This is a genomic window from Kaistia defluvii (genome assembly GCF_026343955.1).
In the GTDB taxonomy this organism is placed as follows: Bacteria; Pseudomonadota; Alphaproteobacteria; order Rhizobiales; family Kaistiaceae; genus Kaistia; species Kaistia defluvii.
In genome coordinates this window covers 951,407-963,197 of sequence record NZ_JAPKNI010000001.1, presented here as the reverse complement: position 1 = coordinate 963,197, position 11,791 = coordinate 951,407, and the positions used below count along the sequence as shown (strand labels likewise).

Here is an 11,791-nt window from a genome sequence, read left to right as displayed (position 1 = left end):
GGCCATAGGCCGGCGCGAAGGCGGAGCGCGGGGCGGGGAGCGAGGCCCAGGCGCGGGGGCGCGGGTAAGGCCCAGCCAAGCGCAAGCCGGCCAGATGCCAGTCAGCCGCGCAAAAGCGCCGCCAAGCGCAACCGATCCCCGACAATCGTCCCAACCAAAGACAAAGACAAAGGGGTGACGACCCAGCGCATCGGTGGCTGGCCGGACCCGAGGCACCGCCGATGGGGGGAGGGCGACAGAGATCCGGGCTGCCACGGCAAGGTGGCCGGAACCTCCCCCTCTGTTCCGCCTCCGGTTCGCCGAATGGCGCCATGCCGACGCGCGCGATCCGTCCAGCAGCCCGCCGAGCCGAGGAACCTGGCGAGCTTTTCACCCTCCTGGCGCCTGAAGACCCGTGCCGCGCCGCCTTGGTCGAACCGGACCTTGATCCGATCGAACGGATGCCGGAGTTCCAGCGTTCGACAGGGCTTTGGGCGGGACGCGGGACAGGCCCGCTTTGGGAGCCCTTCCAGACCCATCCTGGCCGATGGTCGGGGGCCCCGCGACCGCCGCAAGGGACGCCGTTCTCTCCCGGGGGGAGTGTGGCTTCGTGCTACGCCGGGAGCCACCGCCGTGCATGGCGGCGGCTCGGGCCGGCCTCCCCGGCAACGTCGCAGAACGCCCTTCTCTGGGATGCCCGCGCGTCGCCAGGCGGAAGCGCTTCGGATCGCCCGGATCCAATCGACGTGTGTTGCGGAGTTAGCACGAGCTTAGAGCGAACGGCCTCACCGGCCTGGGTGCACGTTGACAGTCCTGTACTCCAGGTACACTAATTTCCGCTTCATGATCGAGGAAGCAAGCCCGCGTGGCGCGTTTCCGCGATCTTTGTATTTTTGCAATGCGCCTGCCGTCTTTCCATCGGCCGCGCGCTCACCGGATTGCCAATCATGAAGCGGTTTATCCTTGCTACGATCCTGCTCGTCGTCGTCGTGGCGATCTGTGGCGGCCTGATCTGGTTCAATTTCTTCCGCGACAAGATGATTGAGCAATTTTTTGCCGGAATGAAGGCACCCGTCGTCACGATTTCGGCGATCACGGTCGAGCCCGCCCAGTGGACGCCCGGCATCGAGGCGGTCGGTACCGCGGCGGCTGCCGAGGGCGTCGATGTCGCCGTGCAGACCGGCGGCATCGTCGAGAAGATCCTGTTCAAGGCGAACGACAAGGTCCAGCAGGGCCAGCTGCTCGTGCAGATCGACGACGCGGTCGAGCGCGCCGGCCTGGTCAGCGCGAACACCGCGGTCGCCGTCAGCCAGGATGCGCTGAGCCGCGCGCAGGCGCTCTTGCAGCGCAATGTCAGCACGGTCGCCTCGCTGCAGGACGCCCAGAACAACCTCGACAAGGCCAAGGGCGCGCTGACCCAGCTCGAGGCGACCCTGGACGAGAAGGCGATCAAGGCGCCCTTCGCCGGCACCATCGGTATTCCGAAGATCGATGTCGGCCAGTATGTGCAGCCGGCGACCGTGGTGGCGACGCTGCAGAATCTCGACCGGATCAAGGTCAATTTCAGCGTGCCGGAGCAGGAGCTCGGCTCGCTCAAGATCGGCCAGCCGGTCCGCTTCGGCCTGAAAGAGGACGACCTGAACTTCAGCGGCACGATCACCGGTATCGATCCGAAGATCGACGCGGCCTCGCGGCTGGTGAGCGTGCAGGCGCTGCTCGACAATCCGGACGGCACGCTGCGTCCGGGCCAGTTCATTCGCGTGCGCGTCGACCTTCCCGTCGAAACCGACGTGATCGCCTTGCCGCAGACCGCCGTGACCATCAGTCTCTACGGCGCCTATGTCTATGCCGTGCAGGACGCGCCGGCGACGGCCGATGCCAAGGCCGGAGAGGGCAAGGCCGGAGAGAGCAAGGCGGCGGAGACCAAGCCCGCAGATGGCAAGCCCGCGGATGCGGCCGCGCCAAACCTCATCGCCAAGCAGATCTTCGTCAAGGTTGGCCGTCGATCCGGCGACGTGATCGAGATCCTGGATGGCGTGAAGCCGGGCATGCGGATCGTGACGTCGGGCCAGAACAAGCTTTCGAGCGGCAGCCCGGTTGCGGTCGATAATTCGGTCCAGCCGGTCAAGGGCGCCACGGTGAACCCGGAGGCTTCCAAGTCATGAGCTTCTCCGAACTCTTTATCCGCCGTCCTGTCCTCGCGACGGTCGTCAGCCTGCTGATGCTGCTCTTGGGCGCGCAGGGCATCCTGTCGATGTCGATCCGCCAATATCCCAAGGTGGATGAGACGGTCGTGACCGTCACCACCGTCTATCCGGGCGCCAGCGCCGACGTCATCCAGGGCTTCATCACCTCCACCATCGCCAAGTCCGTTTCCTCGGCTGAGGGCGTGGATTACGTCACGTCCAAGAGCTCGCTCGGCGTGTCGACGGTTTCCGTCTACATGCGGCTGAACACCAACCCGGACAAGGCGCTGACGGAAGTCATCGCCAAGGTCCAGCAGGTGCGCGGCAAGCTTCCGGACGAGGCAGAGGACCCGGTGATCCAGAAGGGCACGGGCTTCCAGTTCGCGCTGATGTATCTCGCGGCGCGCAGCGACACGATGAACGCGCAGCAGCTCACGGATTACCTGATCCGCGTGATCCAGCCGCGTTTCGCCACCGTCGACGGTGTCGCCAATGCGGAAATCCTCGGCGCGCAGGAATTCGCCATGCGGGTCTGGATCGATCCGGTCGCGCTCGCCTCGCGCAACGTGACCGCAACCGAGGTGCTGACCGCGATCAAGGGCTCCAACTTCCTGTCGGCGCCGGGCAAGACCAAGAACGAGTTCTACGCCTATTCGATCGAGGCGAAGACGACGCTTCAGGATCCCGAGACGTTCGGCGCGCTGCCGATCCGTGCCAATGGCGCGGACATCGTTCGCCTTCGCGACGTCGCCACGATCGAACTCGCGGCCGCTTCCACGGATACGGAAGTCCGCTTCAACGGCAAGGAAGGCGTGTTCCTCGGCATCTTCCAGACGCCCTCGGCCAACCCGCTCGACGTCGCCTCCGGCGTTCGCCGCGAGCTCCCGCTGATTGCGGATTCGCTGCCGGAAGGCATGCATATCGAGCTGGTCTACGATTCGACCGAGGCGATCAGCGCCTCGATCGAGGAGGTTATCCGGACGATCCTGGAAGCGTCGGCCATCGTCGTGGTCGTGATCTTCCTGTTCCTTGGGTCGTTCCGGTCGGTGATCATTCCGATCGTGACGATCCCGCTATCGCTGATCGGCGTCTGTTTCATCCTCTGGGCGCTCGGCTATTCGCTCAACACGCTGACCCTGCTCGCCATGGTTCTGGCCATCGGCCTCGTGGTCGATGACGCGATCGTGGTGGTGGAGAACATCCACCGCCACATCGAGGAGGGGCTGAAACCGATGAAGGCGGCGATCGTCGGCATGCAGGAGATCACCGGCGCGGTGATCACCATGACGATCACGCTGGCGGCGGTGTATGCGCCGATGGCCTTCACCCAGGGCGTGACCGGCGCATTGTTCCGCGAGTTCTCGCTGACGCTCGCCGGCGCGGTGATCCTGTCGGGTTTCGTCGCCTTGACGGTATCGCCGATGATGTCCGCCCGTATCCTGAAGCCAGGCGGCGGCCGCATCCAGCATTTCATCGACCGTGTCTTCGAGAGCTTCAGCCACTGGTATGCCCGCCGGCTGATCGGTTCGCTGAAGGTCCGGCCGATCACGCTGCTGATGGTCGCCGCCATTCTCGGCACCATGGTGTTCCTGTTCCTCAACACGGCGTCCGAACTGGCGCCGGAGGAAGACGAGGGCGCCATGTTCACGCTGATCACGGCGCCGCAATATGCGACGATCGACTACACGCAGCTCTATGTCGACGAGATCGCCCAGAAGACCGCCGATATTCCCGAGCGGCAGGCCCTGTTCTCGATCGCCGGTTCCGGTTCGGCCAATTCGGCCTTCTCCGGACTGGTGCTGAAGCCCTGGGCGGAGCGCACGCGCGGCCAGCCCGAGGTGCAGGCGGAGGTGCAGGCGCGCCTCGACAAGGTGGCGGGCGTTCAGGCCTTCGTGTTCGCGGTCCCGTCGCTGCCGGGAACGGGCGGCGGGTTGCCGATCCAGTTCGTCATCCAGTCGACCGAGCCGGCGGATCGCGTCTACGCGGTGGCGGAGGAGATCAAGAACCGCGCCATGGCGTCGGGCAAGTTCATCGTCGTGCAGAACTCGCTCTCCTTCGATACGCCGAAGGTGAATGTGGTGATCGACCGCAACCGGGCCGCGGCACTCGGCGTCTCGGTTGCCGAGATCGGCAACACGCTGACCCTGCTGGTGGGTGAGAACGGCATCTCGAAATTCGATCGGGAAGCCCGCGCCTATGACATCATCACCCAGGTCCCCGAGAGGTACCGTCTGAATCCGGAAAGCCTGGGGACCTTCTTCGTCCGCTCGCAGGCCGGCGACATGGTCCCGCTTTCCTCGGTGGTTTCGATCAACACGGAAGGTTCGGCGCCGGCGATCGAGCAGTTCAACCAGCTCAATTCGGCGACGCTGGCGGCGCTGCCGCGGCCGACGGTGACGTCGGGCGATGGCCTCGCCACGCTGCAGCAGATCGCGAGCGAGGTGCTGCCGTCCGGCTACTTCATCGAATACGCCGGACAGTCGCGTACGGAGCTCGAGACTGGCAACTCGCTGCTGATCGTGTTCGGACTGGCCATCGTCGTCATCTATCTGGTGCTGGCGGCGCAGTTCGAGAGCTTCCGCGATCCGCTGATCATCATGATGTCGGTGCCGCTTTCGATCTTTGGCGCGCTGATCCCGCTCAATCTGGGCGCGGCGTCGCTGAACATCTACTCGCAGGTGGGCCTGATCACCCTTGTCGGGTTGATCACGAAACACGGCATCCTGATGGTGGAGTTTGCCAACCAGCAGCGCGAGGAACGCGGGCTCAACCGGCATGATGCGATCGTCGAGGCCGCGCGCGTGCGTCTCCGGCCGATCCTGATGACGACGGCCGCCATGGTGTTCGGCGTGCTGCCGCTGCTGTTCGCGGAAGGCGCCGGCGCCAAGGCCCGCTTCTCGATGGGCCTGGTCATCGCGACCGGCATGTCGATCGGCACGGTGTTCACGCTGTTCGTGGTGCCGATGTTCTACACCTACCTCTCCAGCGCGCATGCGAAGCGCGACGAGGACGAGGAGCAGCCGGCGGTTCCCGCGCCAGCAGCGACCCCCGCTCCGGCGCATTGATGCCGGCGAGATGAAGTCTGGAAAGCGGCGCCTTCGGGCGCCGTTTTCTTGTGGGTGTCATGCAGGGGTGCCATCCTGCCCGGATGACCCGCTCCGCGATCGATCCGCCTGATCCCCCCGGACCCAAGGGGACTCCGACGGTCGCGTGGGTCTTCCGCGAGTTCCTGCGCCTCGGCCTGACCTCGTTTGGCGGCCCGGTCGCGCATATCGGCTATTTCCGCGATCGCTTCGTCAAGCGGCTCGGCTGGCTGGACGAGGCTGATTTCGCCGACCTGGTGGCGCTCTGCCAGTTTCTGCCCGGGCCCGCCTCCAGCCAGATCGGCATGGCGATCGGCCTGGAGAAGGCCGGTCTGGCCGGCGCGCTGGCGGCCTTTGTCGGTTTCACCCTGCCGTCCGCCGTCCTCATGGCGCTGATCGCCTATGGCCTCGGCGCCAGCGGGGGGCTGATCGATGCCGGCGTGCTGTCGGGGCTGGCGATCGTGGCGGTCGCGGTGGTGGCCGAGGCGGTCCGGGGGATGGCGCTGTCGCTTGCCACCGGAAGGCTGCTCGGCGGCGTGGCGCTGGCCGCGACCGCGCTGGCGCTCCTCGTGCCGGGGAGCTTCGCCCAGATCGCCATCCTGCTCGGCGGCGGCCTCGTGGGCTATTGCTTCAGCCGGCCGGCCATCCGTGTGCCCGATCTGCGCCCCGGCGCGACGATATCCCGGCGCATCGGCATCGCGGCGCTCGCCCTCTTCGTCATGCTGCTGGTCGGCCTCCCCATCCTGGCAGCGACGACCCATTCGCAGACGGCTGTTCTGGCCAGCGGGCTTTACCGGGCCGGGGCGCTCGTCTTTGGCGGCGGGCATGTCGTGCTGCCGCTGCTGAAGGATTCCGTCGTCGCCACCGGGCTGGTGCAGGAGCCGATCTTCGTGGCGGGCTATGGCGCGGCCCAGGCGATGCCGGGGCCGCTGTTCAGCCTGTCGGCCTATCTCGGGGTAGCAGCGGGAGCGCCGACGCCAGCGGTCGGCGGCGCCGTTGCCGTCCTGGCCATCTTCGCGCCGGCCCTGCTGCTGGTGGTCGGCGTCCTGCCGTTCTGGCGGCGGTTGCGGCGGGTCGAGGCCGTTCGCCGCGCGCTCACCGGCGTCAACGCGGCGGTTGTCGGGCTCCTGGCAGCTGCGCTGTACGACCCCGTCTTCGTCACCGCGATCCACGGCGCGCGCGATCTCGCCTTTGCCGTGCTTGGCTATGCGTTGCTGGTTTTCCTGCGTCTGCCGGCCTGGCTGGTGGTGCTACTGGCGGCCGGCGCGGGGTGGATCCTCGGCGGCTGAACGGCTTGCGGATCGATGCCGAAAGAATCGATAGTGGGGCGGCAGGCCGTTATGCGGGGGCCTCTTGGGGCCAGGGACGGCGCTGATTTGAGATCGTTGACGACGACGTCGTGCTTCCAGGGGAAAATTGATGCTGAGAAAATGGCTGCTTGCCTCCGTCATGCTGGCTGCGATCGTCGCGCCGGCGGCGGCCGATAACGTGACCGCGAAGATGCGCGATGCCTCCAGGGTCGCGCTCGCCCGGCCGGCCGGCGAGACGACGGAAAGCACGGTACGGATCGCGCGCGGCGACGAGACCATCGTCGGCACGCTGGCGCTGCCGAAGGGCGTCGAGAAGCCGCCCGTCGTGCTGCTGCTGCACGGCTTCACCGGCAAGCGCGACGAACTCGAGGTCGCCGGCACCCAGGAGGGCGTCTATTCGCGAACCGCGCGCCTGCTGGCCGAGCGCGGCCTGGCCAGCCTGCGGATCGATTTCGTCGGTTCGGGCGACAGTTCGGGCAAGTGGGAGGATACGACCACCTTCAGCCAGATCGCCGATGCCGTGGCGGCCTTTGACTGGCTGAAGAAGCAGGATGATATCGATCCCGCCAGGATCCACGTCGTTGGCTGGAGTCTCGGCGGACTGGTGGCGTCGCATCTTGCTTCCGTGCGCCCGGTCGATAGCGCCACGCTCTGGGCGCCGGTCGCCAATCCGGCCTTCAGCTTCGGCGTCGTGCTGGGGCAGGAGACCGTCAACAAGGCGATGGCGGCCACGGATCCGAACGAGGTGATCGAGGGCACCCTGCCGTGGGGCGCGAAGACGTCGCTCAAGGTGCCGTTCTTCCGGTCGCTGTTCGCGACCGATCCCGTCGCGGCGATCGCGCAGTATGGCGGGCCGCTGTTGGTCATAGTAGGCACCAAGGACACCGTCGTGACGCCGCAGCCGGCCGCTGGCCAGCTCTTCCTGGACTATCACACGGGTGAGGAAGGGCTGATGGTGCTCGATACCGACCATGGCTTCGACGCCTTCACCGGTCCGGCAACGCTGGACGAGATGGTGGGCGCGACGCTGAGCTTTATCGAAGCGCACTGAAAGACGGGCGCGCTGGCGGACGGGTTCCGCCGGCGCGCTGCCTCATTCGAGCGCGACGTGCTGGGCCGGACCCTTCTGCGGCTTGTAGCGCATGAAGGCCAGTAGCGGGATCGTCGCCAGCGTCACGAACATCATCAGCTTGAAATCGTCGATATAGGCGATGAAGGCGGCGTCGCGGGTGATGACGCCGTTGATCCGAGCCAGCGCCTCGAGATTGCCGGCGGCGGCGTCGGCCGGCATGGCGGGATTGAACGGCGTCACATGGCCGGCCAGCACCTCGTGGCCGATCTGCGTGTTCTGCGAAAGCAGGGTCGCCACCAGCGAGACGCCGATCGACGAGCCGAGATTGCGCACGAGGCTGAACAGGCTGGCGGCGTCGGTGCGCCAACGCGCCGGCAGGGTCGCGAAGGCGATCGTCGAGAGCGGCACGAAGACGAAGCCGAGGCCGAACCCCTGCACGATGCCGGTGGTCATGAACGGCCAGGAGTCCATTTCCGGAGCCCAGGTGGTCATTTCGTAGAGCGACCAGGTGGTGGCGCCCAGCCCGACGAGGATCAGGATGCGCGGGTCGACCTTGCCCATCAGCCGGCCGACCACCAGCATCGCCACCATGGTGCCGACGCCGCGCGGCGCCAGGATCATGCCCGTGGTGATGACGGGATAGCCATAGAGGTTCTGCAGCATGGGCGGCAGCAGCGCCATCGTCGCCAGCAGGATGATGCCGATGATGAAGATGAAGACGAGGCCGGTGACGAAGTTCCGGTCCTTGAAGATGTGCGGATCGATGAAGGTGTTCTTGGCCGTCGCCATGTGAATGGTGAAGATCCAGAAGCCGATCGCCATCAGCGCCATTTCGATCAGGATTTCGGGCGAGGAGAACCAGTCGAGCTGTTCGCCGCGATCGAGCATCATCTGCAGCGCGCCAATGCCGAGGCTGAGGAAGGCGAAGCCGAAAAAGTCGAACCTGCGGGCGCGCAGCGGCCCTTCCGGCAGGAAGGCGCCGATGCCGAGAAAGGCGATGATGCCGACCGGCAGGTTGATGAAGAACACCCAGCGCCAGTTGAAGGCGTCGGTCAGCCAGCCTCCCAGCGTCGGGCCGATGATCGGGCCGACCATGATGCCGGCGCCCCACATCGCCATGGCCTGGCCGTGCTTCTCCTTCGGATTGATGTTGAGCAGCACGGATTGCGACAGCGGCACAAGCGCGGCGCCGAACAGGCCCTGTAGGATGCGGAACCCGACCATCTGCGTCAGGCTGCCGGCGAGGCCGCACAGCATCGAGGCGAGGGTGAAGCCGGCGACGCAGGTCATGAACAGACGCTTGATGCCGATCTGGTCGGCGAGCCAGCCGGTGATCGGCGTGGCGATGGCGGCGGCGACGATATAGGAGGTCAGGACCCAGGTGATGGTATCCTGCGCCGCGCCCAGCGAACCCTGCATCGAGGGCAGGGCGACATTGGCGATCGTCGTGTCGAGCACCTGCATGATCGTGGCAAGCATGATCGATACGGTGATGAAGCCACGATGCTGAACCGCTGGCGCGCTCATTCTGGCGACTTTCCGGTGCGCGGCGTCCTAGTTGGCTGCCGCGGCTTCCGCTGGAGGCGTGGAATTGGCGGCGATCGCATGGCTGAAGCCTGGGAGGGTCCGCTTGTATTCGGTATCGACTTCCACCGAGGCGCTGAGGCCGGTGCGCAGGGTCGAGAAGTCGACCTCGCCATCCAGGCGCAGCCGGACCGGCACGCGCTGCACGACCTTGACCCAGTTGCCGGAGGCGTTCTGCGCCGGCAGCAGCGAGAAGGCCGAACCGGTTCCGGCGTCGATCGATTCCACATGCGCCGTGAACGGCCGGTCGGGATAGGTGTCGAAGGTAACCCGCGCCGTCTGTCCCACCTTCATGTGGGTCAGGTCGGTTTCCTTGAAATTGGCCTCGACATAGGTGGTGGCCGTCTCGACCAGGCTGAGCAGCGCGGTCGGCGCCATGGCCGGATTGGTCACATACTGGCCCACGCGGAGGCGGTCGGTCTGCGAAACGACGCCGTCGCTCGGTGCAAACACGGTGGTCTGCTTCAGCGCCAGCGCGGCTGCTTCCTGCGCGGCCTGCGCCTGCATCACGGTCGGATGCTGGTCGGTCGGAACGTTGGGATCGCCACCCAGCGCGGTCAGGGCGCCGGACACCTTCTCGCGCGCCTGGGCGACGATCTGCTCGGCGATGCGAACGTTGTTCTGGGCGGTGTCGAAATCGGCGTTTGACGTCACGCCGCGCGCCAGAAGGTCCTGCTGGCGCTGAAATGTCTTCTGCCGGTAGGCGAGGCTGTCCTCGCCGGATTGCTGCTCGGAAAGGGCCTGCTGGTAGCTGGAGCGCAACTGCTCGACCTGCAGCCTGGCGACGGCGACCGCCGCCTCCGCCTGGCGCAGCGCCAGCTGATAGGGCTCGGGATCGATGCGGAAGAGCAGGGCGCCCTTCTTGACGCGATCGTTCTCGTGCACCGCGACCTCGACGATCCGGCCGGACTGATCGGCCGTGATGGTCACGCGGTTCTGTTCGAGATAGGCGTTGTCGGTCGAGGCATAGCGCCCGCCCGTCAGCCACAGATAGCCGCCGCCGACGGCCAGCAGCACCGGCAGCGCCAGCATGAGGAAAAAGCGTCCGCGGCGCGACTTGCGCGGCGCGGCCTCGCTTGCCGGCGGCTGGGCCTCGGGTGTCCCGCGGTCTCCGGCTTCGGCGCTCATGTCAAAACTTTCTCTGGCTGTTTCGCCGCGGCATCCTTCACGGACTCGTCGCAGCACGATTCGACGCCCCGGGTGGTCATGTTGCTGCGAATCCGGCTCAGCAGATCGATCAGAATCTCGGACTCTTGTTCGGAGATGCCTTCAAGCGCCGTGGCGATCACCTCGTTGCCGATGATCTTCATCTGGTCGAGCAGCGGGCGCACGCTTTCGGTCAGGTGCAGGCGGCGCGCCCGGCGGTCCGACGGATCGGGAACGCGCGCGACGTAGCCCATCGCCTCCAGCCGGTCGATGTGACGCGACAGGGTGATCGGCTCGACATCCAGCGCGTCGGCAACGGAGGCCTGGTTCGATCCCTCATTGTGGAACAGATAGGCCATCACCTGCCACTGGGCGCGGGTCAGGTTGCAGCTTTGCCCCTTCTGATCGAAGGCACGGCGAACCAGACGCGCGACGTCGTTGATCAGAAAGCCGAGATGCTTTTCAGAAGGCAGCGTATTCATAGGTCAATATATAATAAGCTCGCGTATATTACGCAATGTGAGTCTGTGGCCGGGAGCGGCTGTAAAATAGGAGGTATACTGGATTTTGGCGGCGAACGAGGGTAAATCGTTCCAACCTGCCATACTCCTCGCCAAGCGACGCCCATGTTCACCGAATTCACATTTTACGCGGCTGCGATCCCGGCCGTGGCCGTCGCAGGCTTGTCCAAGGGCGGATTTGGCGGCGCGATGGGCATGCTCGCGGTTCCCATCCTGGCCCTGGTGATCTCGCCGGTTCAGGCGGCCGGCATCATGCTGCCGATCCTGCTCGTGATGGATGCGATCAGCCTCTACTTCTACCGGCGCATCTTCGATCGGCCGACGCTTGCCGTCATGCTGCCGGCGTCGATCGCGGGCATCGCGGTCGGCTGGGCGACGGCGGCCTATGTGAAGGAGGATTTCGTCCGCCTCCTGGTGGGCGTGATCTCGATCCTGTTCGCCCTGAACTACTGGTTCGGCGACCGGCTGCGGGTGCTGCCGGCGCAGCCCAACGGCGCCAAGGGCTCGTTCTGGGGCCTGCTCGCCGGCTTCACTTCCTTCGTCAGCCACGCCGGGGCGCCGCCGTTCCAGATGTATGCGCTGCCGCTCCGGCTCGACAAGCAGGTGTTCGTCGGCACCTCGGTGATCTTCTTCGCCGTCACCAATGCGGTGAAGCTCATTCCCTATTTCTTCCTCGGCCAGTTCGACACCGCCAATCTGGAGACGGCGGCGGTGCTGTTCCCGCTCGCCGCGCTGACGACGGTTCTCGGCATCTGGATCGTGCGGGTGATCGACCAGACCGTCTTCTACGGCCTTTCCTATCTGTTCGTGCTGCTGATCGGGCTCAAACTGACCTGGGACGGAACGCTGTCTCTTCTGGCGTCTTGAATCCGGCATCGATTGCCGCAAGCTTGCCTTGTTCGCCCGCTAG

At 65.9% G+C, this 11,791-nt stretch carries 8 protein-coding genes; 5 read left to right on the top strand and 3 right to left on the bottom strand.

Annotated features, from left to right (window positions below; all coding sequences use genetic code 11):
* Positions 1-923: 923 nt before the first annotated feature.
* The 4 genes from OSH10_RS04445 (at position 924) to OSH10_RS04430 (ending at position 7,609) form a co-directional block, all read left to right on the top strand.
* Complete coding sequence (locus OSH10_RS04445; RefSeq protein WP_266330400.1) at positions 924-2,144, top strand: efflux RND transporter periplasmic adaptor subunit; 1,221 nt, start codon at positions 924-926, stop codon at positions 2,142-2,144.
* Positions 2,141-5,230, top strand: coding sequence for an efflux RND transporter permease subunit (locus OSH10_RS04440; RefSeq protein ID WP_266330339.1), 3,090 nt, complete (start codon positions 2,141-2,143; stop codon positions 5,228-5,230). The genes OSH10_RS04445 and OSH10_RS04440 overlap by 4 nt, the downstream gene beginning before the upstream one ends.
* Positions 5,231-5,313: 83 nt before the next feature.
* Positions 5,314-6,537 (top strand): chromate efflux transporter, encoded by a 1,224-nt coding sequence (gene chrA / locus OSH10_RS04435; protein WP_266330338.1) that lies wholly within the window; start codon positions 5,314-5,316, stop codon positions 6,535-6,537.
* 130 nt (positions 6,538-6,667) lie between these two features.
* Positions 6,668-7,609: an alpha/beta hydrolase family protein gene (locus OSH10_RS04430; protein WP_266330337.1), complete on the top strand. Its 942-nt coding sequence runs from the start codon at positions 6,668-6,670 to the stop codon at positions 7,607-7,609.
* A gap of 42 nt (positions 7,610-7,651) precedes the next feature.
* Here OSH10_RS04430 and OSH10_RS04425 read toward each other — a convergent pair whose 3' ends face one another.
* The 3 genes from OSH10_RS04425 to OSH10_RS04415 are packed head-to-tail and all read right to left on the bottom strand — an operon-like array spanning position 7,652 to position 10,842.
* Complete coding sequence (locus OSH10_RS04425) at positions 7,652-9,157, bottom strand: DHA2 family efflux MFS transporter permease subunit (protein ID WP_266330336.1); 1,506 nt, start codon at positions 9,155-9,157, stop codon at positions 7,652-7,654.
* Positions 9,158-9,184: 27 nt separating this feature from the next.
* Positions 9,185-10,342: an HlyD family secretion protein gene (locus OSH10_RS04420; protein WP_266330335.1), complete on the bottom strand. Its 1,158-nt coding sequence runs from the start codon at positions 10,340-10,342 to the stop codon at positions 9,185-9,187.
* Entirely contained in the window at positions 10,339-10,842 is a 504-nt protein-coding gene (locus tag OSH10_RS04415; RefSeq protein WP_266330334.1) for a MarR family winged helix-turn-helix transcriptional regulator, read from the bottom strand. The genes OSH10_RS04420 and OSH10_RS04415 overlap by 4 nt, the downstream gene beginning before the upstream one ends.
* Positions 10,843-10,986: 144 nt before the next feature.
* On the opposite strand from OSH10_RS04415, the gene OSH10_RS04410 reads away from it, so the two are divergent.
* On the top strand, positions 10,987-11,748 hold the full coding sequence (locus OSH10_RS04410; RefSeq protein WP_266330333.1) for a sulfite exporter TauE/SafE family protein: 762 nt from the start codon (positions 10,987-10,989) through the stop codon (positions 11,746-11,748).
* Positions 11,749-11,791 lie beyond the last annotated feature (43 nt).

Excerpts from the sequence above, each read along its gene's own strand:
- OSH10_RS04410 (WP_266330333.1), top strand. The coding sequence starts at position 10,987 with ATGTTCACCGAATTCACATTTTACGCGGCTGCGATCCCGGCCGTGGCC.
- OSH10_RS04440 (WP_266330339.1), top strand. The coding sequence starts at position 2,141 with ATGAGCTTCTCCGAACTCTTTATCCGCCGTCCTGTCCTCGCGACGGTC.
- OSH10_RS04430 (WP_266330337.1), top strand. The coding sequence starts at position 6,668 with ATGCTGAGAAAATGGCTGCTTGCCTCCGTCATGCTGGCTGCGATCGTC.
- OSH10_RS04425 (WP_266330336.1), bottom strand. The coding sequence starts at position 9,157 with ATGAGCGCGCCAGCGGTTCAGCATCGTGGCTTCATCACCGTATCGATC.
- OSH10_RS04420 (WP_266330335.1), bottom strand. The coding sequence starts at position 10,342 with ATGAGCGCCGAAGCCGGAGACCGCGGGACACCCGAGGCCCAGCCGCCG.
- OSH10_RS04415 (WP_266330334.1), bottom strand. The coding sequence starts at position 10,842 with ATGAATACGCTGCCTTCTGAAAAGCATCTCGGCTTTCTGATCAACGAC.
- chrA (WP_266330338.1), top strand. The coding sequence starts at position 5,314 with ATGACCCGCTCCGCGATCGATCCGCCTGATCCCCCCGGACCCAAGGGG.